19 protein-coding genes, 3 tRNA genes and 1 pseudogene are annotated in these 22,867 nt (G+C 72.1%); 11 read left to right on the top strand and 12 right to left on the bottom strand.

Annotated features, from left to right (window positions below; genetic code table 11):
* Positions 1 to 134 precede the first annotated feature (134 nt).
* Positions 135 to 1,490, top strand: coding sequence for an MFS transporter (locus P8A18_RS09490; protein ID WP_306053428.1), 1,356 nt, complete (start codon positions 135 to 137; stop codon positions 1,488 to 1,490).
* On the top strand, positions 1,429 to 2,673 hold the full coding sequence (locus tag P8A18_RS09495) for an ATP-grasp domain-containing protein (RefSeq protein ID WP_306053430.1): 1,245 nt from the start codon (positions 1,429 to 1,431) through the stop codon (positions 2,671 to 2,673). The genes P8A18_RS09490 and P8A18_RS09495 overlap by 62 nt, the downstream gene beginning before the upstream one ends.
* A 110-nt stretch (positions 2,674 to 2,783) precedes the next feature.
* Here P8A18_RS09495 and P8A18_RS09500 read toward each other — a convergent pair.
* The 3 genes from P8A18_RS09500 to P8A18_RS09510 form a co-directional block, all read right to left on the bottom strand.
* Positions 2,784 to 2,860, bottom strand: a tRNA-Ile gene (locus tag P8A18_RS09500).
* Positions 2,861 to 3,026: 166 nt separating this feature from the next.
* Positions 3,027 to 3,099: transfer RNA gene (locus P8A18_RS09505), tRNA-Asn, on the bottom strand.
* Positions 3,100 to 3,104: 5 nt separating this feature from the next.
* Positions 3,105 to 3,177, bottom strand: a tRNA-Asn gene (locus P8A18_RS09510).
* Between the two features lie 180 nt (positions 3,178 to 3,357).
* On the opposite strand from P8A18_RS09510, the gene P8A18_RS09515 reads away from it, so the two are divergent.
* The 4 genes from P8A18_RS09515 (at position 3,358) to P8A18_RS09530 (ending at position 8,974) form a co-directional block, all read left to right on the top strand.
* Positions 3,358 to 3,657: a YtxH domain-containing protein gene (locus tag P8A18_RS09515; RefSeq protein ID WP_306053431.1), complete on the top strand. Its 300-nt coding sequence runs from the start codon at positions 3,358 to 3,360 to the stop codon at positions 3,655 to 3,657.
* A gap of 69 nt (positions 3,658 to 3,726) precedes the next feature.
* Entirely contained in the window at positions 3,727 to 5,172 is a 1,446-nt protein-coding gene (locus P8A18_RS09520; RefSeq protein ID WP_306053432.1) for an FGGY family carbohydrate kinase, read from the top strand.
* A gap of 137 nt (positions 5,173 to 5,309) precedes the next feature.
* Complete coding sequence (locus tag P8A18_RS09525; RefSeq protein ID WP_306053434.1) at positions 5,310 to 7,043, top strand: ABC transporter ATP-binding protein; 1,734 nt, start codon at positions 5,310 to 5,312, stop codon at positions 7,041 to 7,043.
* Complete coding sequence (locus tag P8A18_RS09530) at positions 7,043 to 8,974, top strand: ABC transporter ATP-binding protein (RefSeq protein ID WP_306053435.1); 1,932 nt, start codon at positions 7,043 to 7,045, stop codon at positions 8,972 to 8,974. The genes P8A18_RS09525 and P8A18_RS09530 overlap by 1 nt, the downstream gene beginning before the upstream one ends.
* Positions 8,975 to 9,019: 45 nt before the next feature.
* Here the strand turns inward: P8A18_RS09530 and P8A18_RS09535 are convergent, their stop codons facing one another.
* The 6 genes and pseudogenes from P8A18_RS09535 to P8A18_RS09560 all read right to left on the bottom strand — a co-directional run.
* Positions 9,020 to 10,072 carry an RNA polymerase sigma factor gene (locus tag P8A18_RS09535; protein WP_306053436.1) on the bottom strand — a complete coding sequence of 351 codons (1,053 nt, stop codon included), beginning with the start codon at positions 10,070 to 10,072 and terminating at the stop codon, positions 9,020 to 9,022.
* Between the two features lie 176 nt (positions 10,073 to 10,248).
* Positions 10,249 to 12,153 (bottom strand): DNA primase, encoded by a 1,905-nt coding sequence (gene dnaG / locus P8A18_RS09540; protein ID WP_306053437.1) that lies wholly within the window; start codon positions 12,151 to 12,153, stop codon positions 10,249 to 10,251.
* A 350-nt stretch (positions 12,154 to 12,503) separates the two neighbouring features.
* Positions 12,504 to 13,763: an NAD(P)/FAD-dependent oxidoreductase gene (locus P8A18_RS09545; protein ID WP_018551703.1), complete on the bottom strand. Its 1,260-nt coding sequence runs from the start codon at positions 13,761 to 13,763 to the stop codon at positions 12,504 to 12,506.
* A 108-nt stretch (positions 13,764 to 13,871) separates the two neighbouring features.
* Entirely contained in the window at positions 13,872 to 15,182 is a 1,311-nt protein-coding gene (locus tag P8A18_RS09550) for a deoxyguanosinetriphosphate triphosphohydrolase (protein ID WP_018551702.1), read from the bottom strand.
* A 36-nt stretch (positions 15,183 to 15,218) separates the two neighbouring features.
* Positions 15,219 to 16,028, bottom strand: coding sequence for a sirohydrochlorin chelatase (locus P8A18_RS09555; RefSeq protein ID WP_306053439.1), 810 nt, complete (start codon positions 16,026 to 16,028; stop codon positions 15,219 to 15,221).
* Between the two features lie 171 nt (positions 16,029 to 16,199).
* A pseudogene (locus tag P8A18_RS09560) lies at positions 16,200 to 16,535 on the bottom strand (HAD family hydrolase); the annotation flags it as partial.
* Here P8A18_RS09560 and P8A18_RS09565 point away from each other — a divergent pair.
* The gene (locus tag P8A18_RS09565; protein WP_371933652.1) at positions 16,510 to 17,103 is read left to right on the top strand and encodes a SanA/YdcF family protein; all 594 of its coding nucleotides are present in this window, start codon (positions 16,510 to 16,512) and stop codon (positions 17,101 to 17,103) included. The pseudogene P8A18_RS09560 and the gene P8A18_RS09565 sit on opposite strands and share 26 nt — an antisense overlap.
* Positions 17,104 to 17,130: 27 nt before the next feature.
* On the opposite strand, the gene cutA is transcribed toward P8A18_RS09565, so the two are convergent.
* Positions 17,131 to 17,469, bottom strand: coding sequence for a divalent-cation tolerance protein CutA (cutA, locus tag P8A18_RS09570; protein WP_018551698.1), 339 nt, complete (start codon positions 17,467 to 17,469; stop codon positions 17,131 to 17,133).
* A gap of 73 nt (positions 17,470 to 17,542) precedes the next feature.
* Complete coding sequence (locus tag P8A18_RS09575; RefSeq protein ID WP_306053441.1) at positions 17,543 to 18,166, bottom strand: NADPH-dependent FMN reductase; 624 nt, start codon at positions 18,164 to 18,166, stop codon at positions 17,543 to 17,545.
* Positions 18,167 to 18,257: 91 nt separating this feature from the next.
* Between P8A18_RS09575 and P8A18_RS09580 the strand changes: the two genes are divergently transcribed.
* The 3 genes from P8A18_RS09580 to P8A18_RS09590 all read left to right on the top strand — a co-directional run bounded on the left by P8A18_RS09580 (position 18,258) and on the right by P8A18_RS09590 (position 20,760).
* Positions 18,258 to 18,797 carry a DUF5990 family protein gene (locus P8A18_RS09580; protein ID WP_306053442.1) on the top strand — a complete coding sequence of 180 codons (540 nt, stop codon included), beginning with the start codon at positions 18,258 to 18,260 and terminating at the stop codon, positions 18,795 to 18,797.
* 327 nt (positions 18,798 to 19,124) lie between these two features.
* Positions 19,125 to 20,039 carry a GVDTG sorting domain-containing protein gene (locus P8A18_RS09585; protein WP_306061302.1) on the top strand — a complete coding sequence of 305 codons (915 nt, stop codon included), beginning with the start codon at positions 19,125 to 19,127 and terminating at the stop codon, positions 20,037 to 20,039.
* A gap of 97 nt (positions 20,040 to 20,136) precedes the next feature.
* Positions 20,137 to 20,760 (top strand): class F sortase, encoded by a 624-nt coding sequence (locus P8A18_RS09590; RefSeq protein ID WP_306053443.1) that lies wholly within the window; start codon positions 20,137 to 20,139, stop codon positions 20,758 to 20,760.
* 18 nt (positions 20,761 to 20,778) lie between these two features.
* On the opposite strand, the gene P8A18_RS09595 is transcribed toward P8A18_RS09590, so the two are convergent.
* Positions 20,779 to 21,567, bottom strand: a complete 789-nt coding sequence (locus tag P8A18_RS09595) for a sulfite exporter TauE/SafE family protein (protein WP_306053444.1) — start codon at positions 21,565 to 21,567, stop codon at positions 20,779 to 20,781.
* Positions 21,568 to 21,867: 300 nt separating this feature from the next.
* Here P8A18_RS09595 and P8A18_RS09600 point away from each other — a divergent pair, with 300 nt between their 5' ends.
* Positions 21,868 to 22,785, top strand: coding sequence for a carbohydrate kinase family protein (locus tag P8A18_RS09600; protein WP_306053445.1), 918 nt, complete (start codon positions 21,868 to 21,870; stop codon positions 22,783 to 22,785).
* Positions 22,786 to 22,867 lie beyond the last annotated feature (82 nt).

The following is a 22,867-nucleotide window of genomic DNA, read 5'->3' on the forward strand; positions in this document are numbered from 1 at the left end:
TGGCACCGCCCTGCGAGTGAGCGCGTTCGCCCAACTATCTCGGAATGCGGACTGGTTCATGGCCCCGCCTCCCGGCCGGCCACGACCACGGAGATCCTGTTCAACGAACTCGGTGACACGAAATACGGGGGAGCATGAGTCACGAAGCGAGGGAGAACACGGCCGAGGCGCCCGGGGAGGACGGCGGCAGCGATACGAGGACGCCGCCCCGCGCCTATATGCCGGGCCCCCAGGTGGCGCGTTTCGTGGGCGGTCGCGGACTGGCCGCTCTGGGCGATCAGTTCCTCCTGTTCGCCATTCCGCTGCTCGCCTACAAAATGACGGGCAGCGCGTCGCAGACCGGCCTGATCTTCCTGGTCGAATGGCTGCCCCGGGTGATATTCCTGCCCGTGGCCGGGGTGTTCGCGGACCGAATACGCAGCTACCTCCTGTATATCGGCTCGGACTTCGTCCGCTCCGGTCTTGCGCTGACCGCGTTCGCCCTGATGTTCCTCGTGCCCGACGGCAAGTTCCTCACGCTGTGCGTGCTGGCCGCCGGCATGTCGGTGGCCGGCGCGCAGTCGTACGTCGCCCTTGAGGCCACGCTCCCCCGGTTCGTCCCGATGGACCAGATGGTCCGGGCGCAGTCGATCATCCAGGGGACCGAGCAGACCAGTGAGGTCATCGGCCCCGTCCTGGCCGCGCTGCTCGCCTCCGCGCTGCCGACCACCAGCCTGCTCGCCGTGATCGGTGTGGTCTACGGGCTGACCACGCTCAACACCCTTACGCTGCGCCGCTGGTTGCGCACCGAGACGCTCTCCGGGAACACCGGGGAACCCACCACCGTCCGTTCCGTGGCCACCGGCATCGGCGAGGGCGTGACGACCCTGCTCAAGCTGCCCGCGATCCTGGGCCTGGTCGGACTGACCATGACGGTCAACCTCATGGTCGGCGTCGGAATGGCCACCAGCGCCGCGACCACCGTGGGCGTCTTCCACCAACCGGACAAGTACTACGGGGCGTTGAGCACCGGCGCCGGCATCGTGGGCATCCTGACGTTCTTCGTCGTCCCGAAGGTGACGAAGCGGCTGAATCCTTTCGCCGCCCTGATGACGTCCTACTCCCTGATCGCGCTGGGCGGCATCGGAGTCGGCCTGGCGAATACCTTCACCCAGTACGCACTGAGCTACGCGGTCCTGCTCGGGACCGTCGGGTTCTTCAACGTCGTCATACGCACGGAGCGCGTCAGGAGAATTCCGCGCGAGCACTTCGCGAAGACGATCGCCATCATCATTCTCCTGAACCAGCTGTCCCTGCCCGCGGCCGGACTCCTGGTAACCCTCTTCACCACGTCCTTCAGCCCCCAGAGCATCGCCCTGGGTTCCGTCATCGGCTCCGTCTGTGCCGTCGCCCTACTCATTCCGCTTCTCGCACGCCTGAGGAACTATCATGCGCATCCTGATCCTGCACCGAGTCACGGACAAAATGATCCGGCACGCGACGGGAATTGACCACGCGGCCCATGACGTCACCTACGTCGGCCCCGCGGACCGGCTGGCCACTCTCCCGACCGGTCTGCGCTGCACGCTCATCGAGCGCCCCGACACCGGCGACCTCGCCGAAGAGGTGCTGGCCGCCGTCGCCGGGCTTCCCCCCTTCGACATGGTGCTCGCGCTCTCCGAGTTCGACCTGATAGCCGGTGCCCGGGTACGGGCGGCCCTCGGCGTGCCCGGCGACTCGGAGGAGGACATCCGGCCCTGGCGCGACAAGGTCGTCATGAAGTCCATGGTCGCCGCGGCCGGTCTGCGGGTCCCCCGGTACCTGTCCCTGACGGAGGCGCTCGAAGCCGGACCCGACGGGCTGCCCTGGAGCGGTGAGACGGTGCTCAAGCCGCTGGACGGCGCGGCGGCCATGAACGTCACCATCCACCCGACGCCGGCCGACGCCCTCGCCGCGGTGCGCGAGGCGGGGGTGCCCGAGGGCACCGAGCCGGCCGGCTTCGAGGTCGAGGAGTTCGTCACGGGCCCCATCATCCACGTGGACGGCATGCTGATCGACGGCAAGCCGATGGCGGTCCAGGCCAGCCGCTACGTCGGCACCTGTCTGGGATACGCGGAGGGAACGCCGCTCGGCTCGGTGCAGATCGAGCTGACCCCGGAGCTGAGCCGCTGGACCCTGGACTGCCTGGCCGCCGTCAACATCACCACCAGCCTCTTCCACCTGGAGGGCATCGAGACCCCGGACGGTGTGGTGTTCCTGGAGGTCGGCGCCCGCTTCGGCGGCGCGGACGTGGTGGACACCTTCGAGCTCGCCACCGGGGTCCACCTGCCCTCGCGCTACCTGCAACTGGTCACGGGCGGCGTCTCGGCCGAGGAGCTGACCTGGCCCGAGGCCGACGGCTCCCGCTACGGCTGGTTCTGCTGGCCGAGCCACAAGCTGGGCGCCGAGTACTGCCGCATCGAGGGCGAGGCACCCTTCCGCGAGAGCCCGCTCGTCTACCGGTGGAGCCAGCGGCCCGAGGACGAGCCGATCAAGACGGTCCTCAGCTACGCGGACACCGACATCCCGCTGGCCGGCGTCGTCGGCCCCGGCGACTCGGCCGAACTCGACCGCTTCCTGAGCGACGCCTTCGCCACCATCCGCGTCACACCTGTCACGCCGACGGAACCGGCCGACACGGAGCCGACGGGCTGACCACGCCCGGAACGGCCCCGAGGCCCCGCCGTGCGGCTCACGCCCCGCGGGGCCTCGGGCCCGCAGACCCCGCCGGACCGGCATCCTCACAGGTCGCGACGTTTCTGCTGTGGTGGGGCGGGTGGGACTCGAACCCACGGCCGACGGATTATGAGTCCGCTGCTCTAACCGGCTGAGCTACCGCCCCGTTTCGGCGTGGCGCGTACATGTGTGCGCACCGTCTGCCGCAGCATAGCCGGTCATACGATCTGCCGCTGCGGATGCCCGGTCGCTGATGACCATGAAGACGGCGCTGCTCGGCGGCCGGTTCCGGACATACGAAAAAGGACCCCTGAGGGGCCCTGTTCCGATCGCTCCCCCGACTGGACTCGAACCAGTAACCCTCCGGTTAACAGCCGAATGCTCTGCCAATTGAGCTACAGGGGATCGCGCTCCCCCGACTGGACTCGAACCAGTAACCTGCCGGTTAACAGCCGGCTGCTCTGCCAATTGAGCTACAGGGGATTGCTGCGGTGCCTCGAACGCACCTGCCTGGCGGATGCCGGGCGGCGCGCGTTCGCTGCGACACATACATTAGCGCAAGCAGGGGGGTGCTTCGCCAATCGGTAGTGACCGGGGTGATCTCGGGCGTCTGCGGGTAGGCGGGCAGCACACGTCGCACGGAGCGAAGGAAGGGTGGCACCCATGCGGTACCGGCTCACGTTCATCGCCGGAGTGGCCCTCGGTTACGTGCTCGGCACGCGGGCCGGGCGCGAGCGTTACGAGCAGCTGAAGAAGTCCGCACGCCAGTTCGCCCAGAACCCGGCCGTGCGCAACACCTGCGAGACCGCGGCCCAGAGCGGCCGGGAGTTCGCGGGGAAGGCGTACCACGCGGTCGGCGAGAAGGTCGGTGACAAGGTGCCCGCGTCCGTGACGGAGCGGGTGCGGTCGCTGCGCGGGCGCGGTGCGGGCCGCGAGGACGACTGGGGGACCACCAACACCTGATTCGGGCCGGACCCACGTCTGCCGCACCATCGGTACGGGAAACCTCCGGTGGTGCGGCAGAATCTGTGTATGGGCATAGTCGCCGGCTTGGACAGTTCTTCCGCGTTCACTCACATCGTGGTCTGCGATACGGACACGGGCGCCGTACTGCGGCAGGGGTACGCCGCGCATCCCGTCGAGGCGAAGGCCACCGAGGTCGACCCGCAGGCGTGGCTGCTCTCCCTCGGTGAGGCCGCCACCGGCGGGCTGCTCGAAGGCGTGCAGGCGATCGGGGTGTCCGCGCAGCAGCACGGCCTCGTACCACTGGACCACCAGGGCAACCTGGTACGCCCGGCGCTGCTCGGCAACGACAAGCGGGCGCAGGCCGCCGCGGCCGATCTCATCGACGGGCTCGGCGGGCGGCAGGCCTGGGCCGAGGCGGTCGGGGCGGTGCCGCAGGCCGCGCAGCCGGTCTCGAAGCTGCGCTGGCTGGCGCGGACCGAGCCGGAGCAGGCGCAGCGGGTCACCGCGGTGATGCAGCCGCACGACTGGCTGGTGTGGCAGTTGCTGGGGCGGCCCGCCCGGCGGACCACCGACCGGGGCGCGGCGTCCGGGACCGGGTACTGGTCGGCGGGCAGCGAGTCCTACCGGCCGGAGCTGGTGGAGCTGGCGCTCGGGCACCAGGCGGCGCTGCCGGAGGTGCTCGGTCCTTCCGAGGCCGCCGGGACGACGCCGGAGGGGCTGCTGATCTCCGCCGGGACCGGCGAGACCATGGCGGCGGCCTTCGGGCTCGGCGTCGGGGTCGGGGACGCGGTCGTGTCGCTGGGGGCATCGGGTTCGGTGATGGCGGTGCATCACGAGGCGCTGGCCGATCCGACCGGGATGATCACCTCGTTCGCCGACGCGACGGGCATGCATCTGCCGGTGGTGCACACGTCGAACGCGGTGCGGGTCCTGCGCGGGACCACCGAGATGCTGGGCGTGGAGGGGCTCGACGCGCTCTCGGCGCTGGCGCTGAAGTCGACGCCGGGCTCCTCGGGGCTCGTACTGCTGCCGTATCTGGAGGGTGAGCGCACCCCGCAGCTGCCGCACACCGCCGGGACCCTGTGCGGGCTGCGGCGGGAGTCGATGAAGCCGGAGCATCTGGCGCGGGCCGCGTTCGAGGGGATGCTCTGCTCGCTGGCCGACGCGCTCGACGTGCTGCGCGGCCGGGGCGTGGAGGTGCGGCGGGTGTTCCTGCTGGGGGCGGCGGCCGAACTGCCGGCCGTGCAGCAGCTGGCGCCCGCGCTGCTGGGGACGCAGGTCGTCGTACCGCAGCCGGCGCAGTACGCGGCGCTGGGCGCGGCCCGGCAGGCGGCCTGGGCGCTGGGGGTCTCGCAGGGGTCGCTCGACGGGCGTACGCCCCCGGCCTGGCAGGGTGCCGCGGCGCAGGTGCTGGAGCCGGGCGAGGAGTTGCCGGTGGGGCAGGCCGTGCGCCAGCAGTACGTGGCGACGCGGGACCAGATCCACCCGGGAGCGTTCTCCCCGGTGCGGTGAGTGAGGGCGGGGCCGCGGAATTATGGACCGAGTCTGGTTTTTGACCTGGACTTGAACAAAACCGTTCGCGGTCCCGGTGAGCGGTGCCGGAAGATGGGTCGACTCCCCCAGCCCTACGCCGACTCCGAGAGACACGCGTGCTCATAAAACTCCTGCGGGCCTATCTCGCTCCGTACAAGAAACCGCTCGCGGTGCTGGTCGTCTTCCAGTTGTTGCAGACCTCCGCGACCCTCTACCTCCCGACCCTCAACGCCGACATCATCGACAACGGTGTCGTCAAGGGGGACACGGGCTACATCCTCCAGTCCGGCGGCGTGATGCTCGTCGTCAGCATCGCCCAGGTGGTCTGCAACATCGGGGCGGTCTACATCGGTGCCCGTACCGCGTCCGCGCTCGGGCGCGATGTGCGTGCTTCGGTCTTCGACCGGGTGCAGTCGTTCTCCTCGCGCGAGGTCGGACGGTTCGGCGCCCCCTCGCTGATCACCCGTACGACCAATGACGTCCAGCAGATACAGATGCTGGTCCTGATGTCGTTCACGCTGATGGTGTCGGCCCCGATCATGTGCATCGGCGGCGTCGTCATGGCGCTCGGCCAGGACGTCCCGCTGTCGGCGGTGCTGCTCGCGGTGGTGCCGGTCCTCGGGATCGCGGTCAGCCTCATCGTGCGGAAGATGCGCCCGCTGTTCCGGCTGATGCAGGAGCGGCTCGACACGGTGAACCGGGTGCTGCGCGAGCAGATCACCGGCAACCGCGTCATCCGTGCCTTCGTCCGCGACGACTACGAGGAGGGGCGCTTCCGGGGCGCGAACACCGAGCTGACGGACGTGACGCTGTCCACGGGCCGGCTGATGGCGCTGATGTTCCCGACCGTGATGACCGTCGTGAACGTGTCCTCGATCGTCGTCGTCTGGTTCGGTGCGCACCGCATCGACAGCGGCGGGATGGAGATCGGCGCGCTGACCGCGTTCCTCGCCTATCTGATGCAGATCGTCATGTCGGTGATGATGGCCACCTTCATGTTCATCATGGTGCCGCGCGCCGAGGTCTGCGCCGAGCGCATCCAGGACGTCCTGGAGACCGATTCCAGCGTCGTCCCGCCCAGCGAGCCGGTGCGGGAGCTGCGCGCCCACGGCCATCTGGAGGTGCGCGGCGCGGACTTCCGCTACCCGGGCGCCGAGGAGCCGGTGCTGCGGTCGGTGGACCTTGTGGCGCGGCCGGGCGAGACGACCGCGATCATCGGGTCGACGGGCAGCGGGAAGTCGACGCTGCTCGGTCTCGTACCCCGGCTGTTCGATGTGTCGGACGGTCAGGTGCTGGTCGACGGGACGGATGTGCGGACGCTGGATCCGGTGCTGCTGGCGAAGACCGTGAGCCTGGTCCCGCAGAAGCCGTACCTGTTCTCCGGGACGGTCGCGACGAACCTGCGGTACGGGAACCCGGACGCGACCGACGAGGAGCTGTGGCACGCGCTGGAGGTCGCCCAGGCGAAGGAGTTCGTGGAGGGCCTGGAGCACGGGCTGGACGCGCCGATCGCGCAGGGCGGCACCAATGTCTCCGGCGGTCAGCGCCAGCGGCTCTCGATCGCGCGGACGCTGGTGCAGCAGCCGGAGATCTATCTCTTCGACGACTCGTTCTCGGCGCTGGACTACGCGACGGACGCGGCGCTGCGGGCGGCGCTGCTGCGGGAGACCGCGCGGGCGACGGTGGTGATCGTGGCCCAGCGGGTGTCCACGATCCGTGACGCCGACCGGATCATCGTGCTGGACGAGGGGCGGGTCGTCGGAGCCGGCACCCACCACGAGCTGATGGACGGCAATGACACCTACCGGGAGATCGTGCTCTCCCAGCTGACGGAAGCGGAGGCCGCGTAATGGCCGGGCCTGGCGGACGCATGATGGCGGGCGGGGCGCCGACCGAGCGGTCCATGGACTTCAAGGGGTCCTCGAAGCGGCTGCTGAAACGCTTCGGCGTCGAGAAGAACACCCTGTACGCGATGCTGGCGGGCATAGCGCTGAGCGTCGGGCTCTCCGTGGTCGGCCCGAAGGTCCTCGGCAAGGCGACGGACCTGGTGTTCGCCGGGGTCGTCGGCCGGGGCCTGGAGGCGGGGACGACGAAGGAGCAGGCCGTCGAGGGCCTGCGCAGGACCAACAGCGGCCTGGCCGACGTGATGTCCACGGTGGACTTCACACCGGGGCAGGGCATCGACTTCACCGCGGTGGCCCAGGTGCTGCTCGTGGCGCTGACGGTGTACCTCGGCGCCGGTCTGCTGATGCTGGTGTCGACGCGGCTGGCGATCCGGGTGATCAACGGGGTCGTCTTCCAGCTGCGCGAGGACATCCAGACGAAGCTGTCGCGGCTGCCGCTGTCGTACTTCGACCGCGCCAAGCGCGGCGACGTGCTGAGCCGGGCGACCAACGACATCGACAACATCTCGCAGACGATGCAGCAGACGATGGGCCAGCTCATCAACTCACTGCTGACGATCATCGGCGTGCTGGTGATGATGTTCTGGATCTCGCCGCTGCTGGCGCTGGTCGCACTGGTGACGGTGCCGCTGTCGGTGGTCGTGGCGACGAAGGTCGGCAAGCGTTCGCAGCCGCACTTCGTCCAGCAGTGGAAGGTGACGGGCAAGCTCAACGCCCACATCGAGGAGATGTACACCGGGCACACCCTGGTGAAGGTCTTCGGCCGGCAGCAGGAGTCCGCGCGGGACTTCGCCGAGCAGAACGAGGCGCTGTACGAGGCCGGGTTCAAGGCGCAGTTCAACAGCGGGATCATGCAGCCGCTGATGATGTTCGTCTCGAACCTGAACTATGTGCTGATCGCCGTGGTCGGTGGACTGCGGGTGGCGTCCGGCACGCTCTCGATCGGTGATGTACAGGCGTTCATCCAGTACTCGCGGCAGTTCTCGATGCCGCTGACCCAGGTCGCCTCGATGGCGAACCTGGTGCAGTCGGGGGTGGCGTCGGCGGAGCGGATCTTCGAGCTGCTGGACGCCGACGAGCAGGAGCCCGACCCGGCGAAGGACAAGGGCGAGCACCCCGGCATCCTGCGCGGCAGCGTCGCGCTGGAGAAGGTGGCGTTCCGCTACGACCCGGAGAAGCCGCTCATCGAGGACCTGTCGCTGAACGTCGAACCGGGCCACACGGTCGCGATCGTCGGCCCGACGGGCGCCGGCAAGACGACGCTGGTCAACCTCCTGATGCGGTTCTACGAGGTGACGGGCGGCCGGATCACGCTCGACGGGGTCGACATCGCGAAGATGTCGCGGGCCGATCTGCGGTCGGGCATCGGCATGGTCCTCCAGGACACCTGGCTGTTCGGCGGGACCATCGCGGAGAACATCGCGTACGGGGCGTCGGGCGACGTCACCCGGGAGCAGATCGAGGAGGCGGCGAAGGCGGCCCACGCCGACCGCTTCATCCGTACCCTGCCGGACGGTTACGACACGGTGATCGACGACGACGGCGCCGGGGTCAGCGCGGGCGAGAAGCAGTTGATCACCATCGCCCGCGCGTTCCTGTCAGACCCGGTGATACTGGTGCTGGACGAGGCGACCAGCTCCGTCGACACCCGTACCGAGGTGCTGATCCAGAAGGCGATGGCGGGCCTCGCGCACGGCCGTACGAGCTTCGTGATCGCGCACCGGCTCTCCACCATCCGGGACGCCGACATCATCCTGGTCATGGAGAACGGGTCGATCGTCGAGCAGGGCACGCACGACGAACTGCTGGCGGCCGACGGCGCGTACGCCCGGCTGTACGCGGCGCAGTTCGCCCAGGCGGTCGTCGAGGTCGACTGAGCCGTACGGAGTTCCGCGGCTGCCCCGGCCGTACGCGCGTGCGCGTCAGTCGAGGTAGCCGCGGAGCTGGTCGGCCAGGGCGTGGTCGCGCAGCTTGTTGAGGGTCTTGGACTCGATCTGGCGGATGCGTTCGCGCGTCACGCCGAAGAGGCGGCCGATCTCCTCCAGGGTGCGGGGCCGGCCGTCGGCCAGCCCGTAGCGCAGCTGGACCACTTTGCGTTCGCGCTCCCCCAGGGTGGAGAGAACGGCCTCCAGGTGCCGGCGCAGCAGCAGGAAGGCCGCGGACTCCACGGGGGACGCGGCGTCCCCGTCCTCGATGAGGTCGCCGAGCGAGACGTCGTCCTCCTCGCCGACCGGGGCGTGCAGGGAGACGGGTTCCTGGGCGAGGCGCAGGATCTCGCCGACCCGTTCGGGCGTGAGGTCGAGGTGGGCGGCGACCTCCTCGGGCGTGGGCTCGTAGCCGCGTTCCTGGAGCATGCGGCGCTGGACCCGGACGACGCGGTTGATCAGCTCGACGACGTGGACCGGGACCCTTATGGTCCGGGCCTGGTCGGCGAGGGCGCGGGACATGGCCTGCCGGATCCACCACGTCGCGTACGTCGAGAACTTGTAGCCGCGGGCGTAGTCGAACTTCTCCACGGCCCGGATCAGGCCGAGGTTCCCCTCCTGGACGAGGTCGAGCATGGTCAGGCCGCGGCCCACGTAGCGTTTGGCCACCGAGACCACCAGACGCAGGTTGGCCTCGATGAGGCGGCGCTTGGCCGTCCGGCCCATGACGACGAGGCGGTCCAGGTCGACGGCGAGGCGGGTGTCCGGGTCGGGGGTGCGGGCGAGGCGTTCCTCGGCGAACAGGCCGGCCTCGACGCGGCGGGCGAGTTCGACCTCGTCGGCGGCGGTGAGCAGCGGGATGCGGCCGATCTCGCGCAGGTACTGGCGGAACAGGTCGGAGGTGGGACCGGTCTCCGGCCGGCCGCGCGGCCGAGGGGGCTCGTCCGGCTCCACGGACTCCTCCATGACCGCCTCGGGGTGGCGCGCGGCCCCGGCCTGCACGGGGATGGCAGGGAGGCTCTCGGTATCGGTCACGGTCCGGGTCTGCACGGGGGGCGACCTCCAGGTGATCGCTGCCGGACCGCGGGGATGGGGCCGCGCTCCGATGACTCAGGCACCGCCATCCAGTGTGGGGTACGACACATGGCTGCCACGAGGGGCGTGCGGTGACTTTCTGGGACCCGGGAGGGGCTTTCCGTGACCGGCCGGCCGCGGCGGGCCGGGGGTCAGAGGGCGGCGGCGCCGTGGTTGCGCAGGGACTGGGCGTACTGCTGGAGGACCCAGACCTCGTTCTGCGCGGCGGCCAGGTGGTCGGGGGCGACGTTGCTGCCGAGGCGGGCCAGGCTGCTCTGGACGTCGTTGATCCGGCGGTCGACGGCGCGCAGGCGGACCTTGACCAGGTGCTCGCCGGCGTAGGCCTCGTCGATGGACTTGCCGTGGAAGACCTCGACCGCCAGCTCGGTGACCAGCTTGCGGACGGTCTCGTCGGGGGTGGCGTCGAGCACCCGGACCAGGTATTCGCGGTTGTCGCCGAGGCCCTGTTCGGCGCCGCCGGCCTCCGCGACGCATTCGCGCACGGCGGCGTAGGGCGGGGCGGTGAACTCGTCGGTTCCGTAGGCGTCGAAGGCGGGCGAGACCAGCTCGGGCTTCTGGAGGGCGAGCTTGAGCAGCTCGCGCTCGGTGCGGTGGGCGGGGCTGCGGAGGTTGAGCGCGGGGCCGGAGACCACGGGCGGGGCCTGGACCTGCTGCTGGTGGCGGGCGCCGTTGCGGGTGGCGGGGGCGCGCCGGTCGCCGCCCCGGCCGCGCGCCCACTGGGCGAGCTGGTTGACCCGGTGGACTACGTACTCCTGGTCCAGGATGCCGACGAAGCCGGCCAGCTGGACGGCGACCTCGCGCTGGATGCTGCCCGTCTTGATCTTGGCGACGACCTGGGCGGCCTCGTCCAGGGCGGCGGCGCGGCCCGCCGGGGTCTCCAGGGCGTAGCGGGCGACGATCTGGCGCAGTGCGAACTCGAAGAGCGGGGTGCGGGGTTCGACCAGGTCGCGGACGGCGTCGTCGCCCTTGGCCAGGCGCAGGTCGCACGGGTCCATGTTGTCGGGGGCGATGGCGATGTAGGTCTCGGCGGCGAACTTCTGGTCATCCTCGAAGGCGCGCAGGGCGGCCTTCTGGCCGGCCGCGTCACCGTCGAAGGTGAAGATCACTCGGGCGCTGCCGTTGTCCATGAGGAGCCGGCGCAGGATCTTGATGTGGTCGCCGCCGAACGCCGTGCCGCAGGTGGCGATGGCGGTGGTGACCCCGGCGAGGTGGCAGGCCATCACGTCGGTGTAGCCCTCGACGACGACGGCCCGGCTGGACTTCGCGATGTCCTTCTTGGCCAGGTCGATGCCGTAGAGCACCTGGGACTTCTTGTAGATCGGGGTCTCGGGGGTGTTGAGGTACTTCGGGCCGTTGTCGTCGTCGCGCAGCTTGCGGGCGCCGAAGCCGACGACGTCGCCCGCGGTGTCGCGGATCGGCCACATCAGGCGGCCGCGGAAGCGGTCGATGGGGCCGCGCCTGCCGTCCTGGGAGAGGCCGGAGGTGATCAGCTCCTTGTCGCTGAAGCCCTTGCCGCGCAGGAAGCGGGTGAGGTGGTCCCAGCCGGCCGGGCTGTAGCCGACGCCGAAGTGGGTGGCGGCGGCCTGGTCGAAGCCGCGCTCGGCGAGGAACTTCCGGCCGATCTCGGCCTCGGGGCCGTCCAGCTGGTCCACGTAGAACTGGGCGGCCACCTTGTGCGCCTCGACCAGCCTGATCCGCTCGCCGCGCTGGTGGGAGGGGTTGTAGCCGCCCTCCTCGTAGCGCAGGGTGATGCCGGCCTTGGCAGCGAGCCGCTCGACCACCTCGGCGAAGGTCAGGTGGTCGATCTTCTGCACGAAGGCGATCGTGTCGCCGCCCTCCTGGCAGCCGAAGCAGTGGAAGAGGCCCTTGCTCGGACTGACCTGGAAGGAGGGGGACTTCTCGTCGTGGAAGGGGCACAGGCCCTTGAGGTTTCCCCCGCCGGCGTTGCGCAGCTGGAGATACTCGGAAACGACGGCGTCGATCGGGACCGCGTCCCGTACCGCCTTCACATCGTCGTCATTGATCCTGCCTGCCACGGGTGAAGTCTACGGGGGAGCTACGACAACCCACGCCCGGACGCCGGTCCCCTTGCGGGGTGCGGGTCTCTCACAGGGTGCGGGCTCTCGCAGGATGCGGGGTTCCGTCCTCAATCGCCGGACGGGCTTGATCGGTGCGGGTCCCCTGCGGGGTGCGCCTTTGCGCGGTGGGTGGGGGTGGGGCCCCTCCGGGGAGACTCCTCAAAAATGGCGTGCGCACCCGACGACGGACAGATACCCGGGTCGTACGCCATTTTCTGCGGGGACTCCCCTGCACGCCCCCACCCGCTCTCGCGTGCGTCTGCACACCGGCCCTACGTCTGCCGCAGACGCGAGGCGCGCCCCGGACGTCAGATCAGGGACTCCAGCGGTACCGACGGGTCGGCCAGGGCGTCCGGGTCGACCGGCCGGCCGGCCCTGATCAGCTTCTGCACGGTCTCCGTGACATCCCACACGTTCACGTTCATCCCGGCGAGCACGGTGCGGTCCTTCAGCCAGAACGCGATGAAGCGGCGCTTGCCCGCGTCGCCCCGGATGACGACCTGGTCGTAGCTGCCCGGGGGCGCCCAGCCGGAGTATTCGAGGCCGAGGTCGTACTGGTCGGAGAAGAAGTACGGCACCCGGTCGTAGCTGACGTCCTGGCCGAGCATGGCGCGGGCCGCCGCCGGGCCGCTGTTCAGGGCGTTGGCCCAGTGCTCCACGCGGAGCCGGGAGCCGAGCAGCGGGTGGACCGCGCACGCCACGTCACCGGCGGCGTGGATGTGCGGATCGCTGGTGCGCAGCGAGGCGTCGACCGCGATGCCGCCGCCCTGTTCGCGCGGGGCGATGTCGAGGCCGGCCGCCTCGGCGAGCGCGGTGCGCGGGGCGGCGCCGATCGCGGCGAGCACGTCGTGGGCGGGGTGCTCCTCGCCGTCGTCGGTGCGCACGGCGAGGACCATGCCGTCCTGGCCGACGATCTCGGTGAGCCGGCCGCCGAAGTGGAAGCGGACGCCGTGGTCGCTGTGCAGCTCGGTGAAGATCTGGCCCAGTTCGGGGCCGATGACCCGCAGCAGCGGGGTGGCCTCCGGTTCGACGACGGTGACCTCGGCGCCGTAGCCGCGGGCCGCCGCCGCGACCTCCAGGCCGATCCAGCCGGCCCCGGCGATCACCAGGTGGCCGTTGTCGCGGCCGAGCGCGGCCAGCACGTTGCGCAGCCGGTCGGCGTGGGCGAGGCGGCGCAGGTGGTGGACGCCCGCGAGGTCCGTGCCGGGCACATCAAGGCGGCGCGGCTCGGCGCCGGTGGCCAGCAGCAGCTTGTCGTAGTGGATGACGGCGCCGTCGCCCAGCTCCACGGAGCGGGCGTCGCGGTTCAGGGCGGTGACGGGCTGGCCGAGGTGGAGTTCGATATCGGCCGACGCGTACCAGGCGGTCTCGTGGACGAAGACGCTGTCGCGCTCCTCCTTCCCCGCGAGGTACCCCTTGGACAGCGGCGGGCGTTCGTAGGGATGGTCGCGCTCGTCGCCGATCAGGATGACCCGGCCGCTGAAACCCTCCGACCGGAGGGTCTGGGCTGCCTTCGCCCCTGCGAGTCCTCCGCCGACGATGACGAACGTCCGATGTGCGTCGACCACGTGATGCCTCCTCGGTGCTTGCTGCTGCGCGGCGCCAACTGCGAGCGTCCCGCACGCAGCGTAGTGGCGAAAGGGGGTGTGGCCCGATCAGGTCACCCCGGGTGGCGGTCAGACGCGGGGTGCGGTGAGCGCGCGGTGCAGGGATCGGGCCGACGCGTCGGTGAGGGCGGCGATCTGGTCGACGACGACCCGCTTGCGGGCCCGGTCGTCGGGCGCCGCCTCGTACAGCGCGCGCAGCTGCGGCTCCAGGCCCTCGGGGGCGCGGGCGGTCAGCGCGGCGGCCAGCTCGGCGATGACGATCCGCTGGCCGGCCCGGATCTCCTCCTGTTCGGCGCGCTGCATGACGTAGCGGTCGGCGATGGCCTTGAGCACCGCGCACTCGTTGCGCGCGCCCCGGGGGACGACGAGCTCGGCGCCGTACCTGCCGAGGCGTCCGGTGCCGTACGCCTCGCGGGTGGCGGTCTCGGCGGCGAGGCAGAACCGGCCGATCAGCTGGCTGGTGGCGTCCTTCAGCCGGGCCTGGGCGACGGCGGACCCGTCGTAGCCGTGCGGCCACCACTCCTGGGCGATGAGCCGGTCCAGGGCCTCGGCCAGTTCCCCCGGGTCGGTGTCGGCCGGGACGTACCGTCCGACGGCGACGCCCCAGATCTCCTGGCGTTCCGGCTCGGCCTCCAGGCAGTTGGGGTCGATGTGCCCGGCGTGCAGCCCGTCCTCGAAGTCGTGGACGGAGTACGCCACGTCGTCGGACCAGTCCATGACCTGGGCCTCGAAGCACTTGCGGTGAAGCGGGGCGCCCTCGCGGAACCACTCGAAGACCGGGAGGTCGTCCTCGTAGACCCCGAATTTGGGTGAGCCGGGGTCGGTGGGGTGCGCGGCCCGGGGCCAGGGGTATTTGGTGGCGGCGTCGAGCGCGGCGCGGGTGAGGTTGAGCCCGACGCTGACCAGGTCGCCGGTGCGGGTGTCGGGGACGAAGCGCTTGGGTTCGAGACGGGTCAGCAGCCGCAGCGACTGGGCGTTGCCCTCGAAGCCGCCGCAGTCGGACGCGAAGTCGTTGAGCGCCTGCTCGCCGTTGTGGCCGAAGGGCGGGTGGCCCATGTCGTGGGAGAGGCAGGCCGCCTCGACCAGGTCGGGGTCGCAGCCGAGGGCGGCGCCGAGCTCGCGGCCGACCTGGGCGCACTCCAGGGAGTGGGTGAGCCGGGTACGCGGGCTGGCGTCCCAGGCCGGGCTGCGGGTGCCCGGCGTGACGACCTGGGTCTTCCCGGCGAGCCTGCGCAGCGCGGCGGAGTGGAGCACGCGGGCGCGGTCGCGCTGGAAGGCGGTGCGGCCCGGTCGTTTGTCCGGCTCGGGGTCCCAGCGCTCGGCGTCGGCCGGGCCGTAGGGCGCCGCCCCGGGGTGCTGTGTGCCGTCCGTGCCGTTCATGGCACCGACCCTAATCGGCCACGCCGACAGGAGGGGTCAGGCGGGGGCCGGGAAACGTGTGTTCATCAGGGTTTCGTACTCCGGTGCGCCGCCCGCCCGCGCCCGGTCGTAGCGGTGCAGGAGCAGCCGGGCCACCGCCGGGTGGGCGCCGAGCGGGGCTGCGGCGATCCAGGGCGCCCCGGCCGCCGCCGCGGAGGCGAACCGCCCGGGTGCGGTGAAGTACGAGGCGATGGCGATCCGGCGGTGGCCCCGGGCGGCGAGCGCGCGCACGGCGGCCCGGACGGTGGGCGCGGCGGCGGAGGCGTACGCGGGTACGACGGGCACCCCGCCGAGCCGTTCCCCGAGCAGCCGTGCGGTGCGCCGGGTGTCGGCGGCCGATTCGGGGTCGCGCGATCCGGCGGCGGCGAGCACGACCGCGCTGTCGCGGCTCCCCCGGTCCGAGGGGTGCCAGCCCGCCTCGGTGAGCCGGCCGTGCAGCGCCTCCACCAGCAGCGGGTGCGGCCCGAGCGGGCCCGCGGTCCGGGCGCGCGGGGCGGGGGCCGCGGCGACGGCGGCGGGGATGTCGTGCTTGACGTGGTGCCCGCGCCCGAGCAGCAGCGGTACGAGGACGGCGTCACCGCTGCCGAGGGCGTGCAGGGTCTCCGGGAGGAGCGGTGCGTTGAGCTCGATGTGCCCGAGGCGGACGTCGAGCCCGGGACGCAGCTCGCGCACCCGTGCGAGGAGTTCGGTCACGGTGTGCAGGGCGCGCGGGTCCCGGCTGCCGTGGGCGACGGCGACCAGGGCGGGGGCTGCGGGCGCGGTGCCGCTCGCGTGGCCGGGCGGGCTCGGGTATCGGATGCGGTGCATGAGCCGATGGTGGCGGAGTCAGGTTGCCGCGTCGTTGCACGCCGGTCACGGGGGTTTTCCGCCACCTCACCCGGGGACGCGGCCCGCTGTCAGGAGGCGGCGCGCACCCGGGCGTACGTGCCCCGGCGCACGCCCGGATCGAGCCCCGGACGACCGCCCCGGACAGCCACCTCAGGCGTCCGTGCCCTGCCGGTCCCGGGTGGCGAACAGGTGCTCGATGACCTGGGCGACCCCGTCCTCCTCGTTGGTCCGGGCGTGCGTCGGCACGGCGGCCAGCACCGCGGGGTGGGCGTTGGCCATGGCGTAGCCGGTGCCGGCCCAGGTGAGGACGGTGAGGTCGTTGGGCATGTCCCCGAACGCGATGACCTCGGCGGCCCCGATGCCCCGGGCCGCGCACAGCACCGCGAGCGCACCGGCCTTGGTGACCCCGGGCGCGCTGATCTCCAGCAGCCCCCGCCCGCCGGAGTGGGTCAGCTGCACCGTGTCGCCCGCGACCTGGCTGCACGCGGTCGCCGACTCCCGGGTGCGGTCGGCCGACGACGTGCCGGCGCGGCAGGTCGCGGTGGTGTTCGGGGCCGGGCTGTGGGACGGGAAGCCGTCCCCGTACCTCGCGAACCGGCTGCGGACGGCCGCCGCGCTCTACCGGGACGACAAGGTGAAGGTCGTACTGGTGACCGGTGACAACAGCCGGGTGGAGTACGACGAGCCGGACGCGATGCGGACGTTCCTGGTCGGGCAGGGCGTGCCGGACGACAGGATCGTCAGCGACTACGCGGGCTTCGACACGTGGGACTCCTGCGTGCGGGCCAAGAAGATCTTCGGCGTCGACCGGGCGGTACTGGTGAGCCAGGGCTTCCACATCCGGCGGGCCATCGCGCTGTGCCGGGTGGCGGGGATCGACGCGTACGGCGTGGGTGTGACCGCCAAGCATGACGTGACCTGGTACTACGGCGGGACCCGGGAGGTGTTCGCGGCGGGGAAGGCGGCGCTGGACGCCCTGTTCAGGCCGGACCCGCACTTCCTGGGACCCCGGGAGCGGGGCGTGGACGAAGCCCTCGCGGCGGCCGCCGGATGACGGCCGCCGCCGGGCCGGGCGGGGCGTTCAGAGCGAGGTGACCGGGGCCGTCTCGGCGGAGACCCAGCCCAGGTAGCGGGCGCTGCCCCGCAGGATCGGCAGGGCGATGATCTCCGGGGTGTCGTAGTCGTGCGCCTCCTGGAGGTGGGCCTCCAGCTCGTCGTACCGCTCGGCCGTCGTCTTGAACAGCAGCTGCCACTCCTCGGTGGCCTCGACGGCGTTCTGCCAGCGGTAGACCGAGGTGACGGGCGCGGAGATCTGCACGCAGGCGGCGAGCCGCGCCTCGACCACTCCCCGCGCCAGCTCCCTGGCCTTCTCCTCGCTGTCCGTCGTGGTCAGTACGGTCAGCCATGCCGGTGTCGTCACTTCGCGGTCTCCTCACAGGGTGGGCGGTTGCGCTTCCCGGCCGATTGTCGGCCCCCGCGCCCCCGACGCGCCATCAGCCGGCGTACGGATGGGCCTCCCTCGCGGCCCGCAGCGCCCGGCCCCACCAGACCAGCTGGTCGAGCAGCGACTTCACCGCCGCGTCGGCCCCGGCCGGGTCGCGGTGCCTGCCCTCGTCGTCGAACTGGGCGCCGGCGTTGTGGAAGGAGACGGTGTCGCGGATCGAGACGGAGTGCAGTTCGGCGAAGACCTGCCGCAGGTGCTCGACCGCCTGGAGCCCGCCGGAGACCCCGCCGTAGGAGACGAAGGACACCGGCTTGGCCTGCCACTCGGCGCGGTACCAGTCGATGAGGTTCTTCAGGGGCGCCGGATAGGAGTGGTTGTACTCGGGGGTGACGACGACGAAGGCGTCGGACCGCGCGAGCCGCGCCCCGACATCGGCGACCACCTCCCGGGAACCCGGCTCCGGGCGGTAGGAGAGAGCGGTGGGCAGGTCGAGCCCGGCGACGTCGATCAGCTCCGTCTCGATCGCCGGGTGGCCGTCGGCATGGGCGAGGAACCAGTCGGCGACGACGGGCGCGAACCGGCCCTCGCGGTTGCTGGCGAGGATGACGGCCACCTTCAGAGGGGTGGTTCCGGCCGGGGTGCCTGCGGTGGATTCCGCGGTGATGAGGTCCATGGCGAAGACGTTCGTACATCAACCAAGGTTGAGGTCAAGCGCGGCGGGGAAGAGTGCCGGAGCCGGTGGTCCGGCGCGGGATCATGGCCCCATGGAGACTCCCGCCGAAGGCCCGCACACCGTGCCCCTGCGCATCCACATCGAGGGCTCACGGCTGCCCGGCCGCTCGTGCCCGCCGGGGCCCGGCTTCCCCGGTTACGAGAACGTCCACGTGGGCGTCCAGCGCAAGGACCGGCCCGGCGAACTCCTGGGCCTGCACCCGGGCGACGCGGCCGGCGCCCGCTGGACCCTGGACTGCACGGCGGCCACGGACGAGGAGGGTGTCGCGGTGCGCGGGCCGTACGTGCAGAACCGGCTCGGCGGGCGCTTCGTCTACCTGTCCTGGGGCACGGTCGACGGCGACGGACTGTTCTCCATGTTCCGGCGGGCCAAGCTGATGTTCACCGACATCGACGCGGGCGTCCTGGCGGCGGCCACCGGCTCCGGCCATCTCACCGCACGACTCCCGCTCTCCGACGGCGAGGGGCGGCCCCGCTGCGCCCGGATCAGGCCGCCGGTCGTCCAGTGGTCGGCCAACGCACCGCAGGACGCGCCGAATGCAGTCCGCCCCCTCCGGACCCAGGGGGGGTAGGTCCGGAGGGGGCGGCGGCCGGGGGCGGCGGTGCGCACCGTCCCGTGGGGGGTTGTGATGCGTGTTCCCGCCCAGGGCGGGGTCACTCATGTGACGTACGACACATTTACCGGGGACCTCGTCACCCGATCGGCACCGAGGGGCGAAGAACCGCGCACCCTGCCCGCCGCCACCGCCACGACCTGCGGCGATGCCCCGTGGCAAGGAGGCCGCGCCGGGCCGTACGGGTGAAAGCTGACTTGGTGTCAGCAGGCATGGGAGCCCGTACGGCTGTTGGCTCGGGGTCAGGACACACCCGCCAGCGCCCCTTGCTCGGAGGAAACCCCCATGCGCCGTCCTGCCCGACTCGTGACCGGCACCGCTGCCGCGGCCCTCGCCGCCGCCGCGCTCGGCCTCAGCGCCGCCGCCCCGTCCGCGTACGGGGACGAGCCGGCACCCTTGCGGATCACCCCGGCGAGCGCCGCCCCGGGTGCCACGGTCACCGTGGACACCACCGCCTGCGGGAGCGACACCGGCGCCACCGGAGACGCGAGCGCGCTGGACGCCCCCCGGTTCCCACTGGCGCCCGCCACGCTCGAAGAGGTGCTGGCCGGCTCGTTCCGGGTGCCGGGCGGCATCGAGCCGGGGCCGTACAGCATCGGCGTGGAGTGCGCGAACGGCAAGGAGGCCACCGGCGAGGTCGAGGTGCGGGCCGCGGACCGGGCGGCCGGGGACAGCGCGGCCGGTGTCTCGCGGGACTCCGGCTCCGGCGCCGCCTCGTCCGACGGCGCCTCCGCCTACGACTTCACCGGCCCGAACGGCCTCGGCGGCCAGGACGGCCAGGACGGCCAGGACGGCCAGGACGACCGGGAGGGGCTGGACGGCCGCGACGCGCTCGACGGCCTGGACGAGGCGGAGGCCGCCGGTTCCGCCCTCGTACCCGACGCGCCCGCGGAGGCGGGCCGCACCACGCCCACCGAGCGCCCGGCCCCCTCCGGCCACCAGAGCGCGCCCGGCCGGGACGAGGCCGGGTCCGGGTCCGGGTGGGACGAGACCGGGTCCGGCGGGCACGAGACCCCCACCGGGCCGCGCACCTCGACCGCGCCCACCGCCCCCACGGGGCACGTGAAGACCGGAGTCGGCGGCAGCGTCGGACCGGACACCACCCAGATCGCGGCGGGAGCCGGCGTACTCGCCGCTGCCGCCGTCGGCGGAGCCTGGCTCCTGCGTCGCCGGGCGAGCGGCACGCAGGACGGCAGCTGACGGAGGCATCCACCCCTCCGTCCCGCCCGGTATCCGTCCCGGTGGCCTCGCGCCACCGGGACGGGACCCGTTCCGTTTCCGCACCCGGAGGACGACCGTGTCCCAGAAGGCCAAGGGCTGGCTGCTCGTCGTCGCGGCGCTGGCCGGTGTCTGGCTGATCCAGAACGGCGCGGGCACCCGGCTCACCCCGCCCGGACCCGCCGCCGCCGAGGCCTTCGCCGCCGGTCCCGCCCTGCTGCCCGGCTCCCCGGTCGCCGAACCGCTGCGCCCCTCCGCTCCCGTGCGCATCAGGATTCCGGCGATCCGGGTCGACGCGCCGATGATGCGGCTCGGCCTCGGGGCCGACGGCAGCCTCGACGTACCGCCGGCCGGGAACACCGACATCGTCGGCTGGTACAAGGACGGCACCCCGCCCGGCGCCAGGGGCACGGCGATCGTCGCCGGCCATGTCGACAACGCCCGGGGCCCGTCCGTCTTCTACGACCTGGGCTCGCTGAAGAAGGGCAGCAGCGTCGAGGTGGACCGGCAGGACGGCCGTACCGCCGTGTTCACGCTCGACGCCATCGAGGTGTACGAGAGCGAGGACTTCCCCGACCAGCGGGTGTACGGCGCGTCCGAGCACGCCTCGCTACGGCTGATCACCTGCGGCGGCGGGTTCTCGGAGTCGACGGGCTACCGGGGCAACGTGGTGGCGTACGCCCACCTCACCGGCGTGCGCTGAGGCGCCTCGGCACCCGGCTCAGGCGTGCCACTGGTCGAAGGCGAGCTTGGCGACCAGCGAGAAGACGACCACCAGCAGCACCCCGCGCACGAACTCGCTGCCCCTGCTCAGCGCCATCCGCGCCCCGAGCAGTCCGCCCGCCAGGTTGAACACCGCCATCAGCGCGGCCAGTTGCCACAGGACGTTGCCCTGGTAGGCGAACATCGCGAGGGCGCCCGCGTTGGTGCAGACATTGACGATCTTGGCGGTCGCGGAGGCCGTCACCAGGTCCAGGTGGAGCACCGCGGTCAGCGCCAGCACCAGGAAGGTGCCCGTGCCCGGCCCGAACAGCCCGTCGTACAGGCCGATGCCGCCGCCCACCAGGACGATCGCGGTGACCGTGCGGGCCCGGGTGACCCGGGGCGGGACGCCGTCCCCGGCAGCCCGGCCGAACTGGGGCCGCAGCATCACGAACCCGGCGACCGCCAGCAGGACCACCATGATCACCGGGCGCAGCACCTCGCTGCTGATCCCGGCGGCGAAGAACGCCCCGGTCATCGATCCGGCCAGGGCCGCGAGCCCGATCCGTACCGCCGTGCCGACCTTCACCGGCGCCTTGCGCGCGTAGGTGACGGCGGCGCCCGACGTGCCGACGATGGCGACCGCCTTGTTGGTGCCGAGGATCTGCGCGGCCGGCAGGTGCGGCAGTCCCAGCAGGAGCGCGGGCAGCAGGAGCAGCCCGCCACCGCCGACCACGGCGTCGATCCAGCCGGCCGCCGCGGCGGCTATGCACAGCACGACGAGCGTGGTCAGGGTGATATCAGGCATGGTCGCGACCCTAAGGGAACGGCGACACGGTCACGGCGGGCAGGGCACGGAACGACGGGCATGGACTCGGTCGGTGAGGAGTTGAAGGCTCGCGTCCGCGGAGGCCGGCCGGCTCGGCCACGTACCGGCTCCGTGGCCGGATCGCGGTCTCCGGTGCCGTGATGACGCTCGGCGCGATCGTCACGGCTGCCGCCTCGGTGGCACCGGAGCACATCGAGGTGCTGATCACCGTGGCCGGCGCGTGACAAGCTCGGATCGCCCGTTTCCGATGACCACCCCCGCCCGAAAGGAGCCCCTGCCGTGATCGTCGTCGCCGGTGAGGCGCTGATCGACCTGGTACCCGAGGCCTCCGGCAACGCCCTGGCCCCGTTGCTGCCCGCCCGCGGCGGCGGGCCGTACAACACGGCCGTCGCCCTGGCCCGGCTCGGTTCGGCGGTCGCCTTCTGCTCGCGGATCTCGACGGACGCCTTCGGGGCGTCGCTGACCGCCCGTCTGCACGAGGAGAAGGTGGACCTCGGCCTGGTGCAGCGGGGTCCGGAGCCCACCACACTGGCCGTCGCCGCCGTCGACGCCGCCGGCTCGGCCGCGTACACCTTCTACTGCCGGGGCACGGCCGACCGCCTCTTCACCCTGCCGGGACCGCTGCCCGCCGATACCCGGGCGGTGTCGTTCGGCACCTGCTCGCTGGTACTCGAACCGGGTGCGAGCGCCTACGAGGAGCTGATGCGCCGCGAGGCACGGCTCGGGCGCTTCATCGCCCTGGACCCCAACATCCGTGCCGGCCTCATCGATGATCCGGACGCCTACCGGGCCCGTTTCCGCCGGCTCCTGCCCTCCGTCTCGCTCCTGAAGCTCAGCGAGGAGGACGCGCGGTGGCTCGGTGACGACATCGCGGGCTGGCTGGACGCCGGCCCCGCCGCCGTCGTGGTCACCCGGGGCGAAGCGGGCCTCACGGCCCACACCCGCGCCGGCGCGCACGCGGTACCCGGTGAACCCGTCCGGGTCATCGACACCATCGGGGCCGGAGACACCGTCAACGCGGCGCTGCTGCACGCCCTGTCCGCGCGCGGCCCGCTGTCCGCCGACGCCCTGGCCGGGCTGACGTCCGACGGCTGGCAGCGGGTACTCCGCTTCGCCGCCCGCGCCGCCGCGGCCACCTGTGCGCGGGCCGGGGCCGAGCCGCCCTTCGCCCACGAACTGCCCGCACTCGGCGTCTGACGCACCCGGGACGGCCGTCCCCCGTGCCAGGTGTCACGGGGGACGGCCGTGACCGGCGGGGCGTCCCGGGCCGTGTCCAAAA

Origin of the sequence: Streptomyces sp. Mut1 (genome assembly GCF_030719295.1) — a bacterium.
In the GTDB taxonomy this organism is placed as follows: domain Bacteria; phylum Actinomycetota; class Actinomycetes; order Streptomycetales; family Streptomycetaceae; genus Streptomyces; species Streptomyces castrisilvae.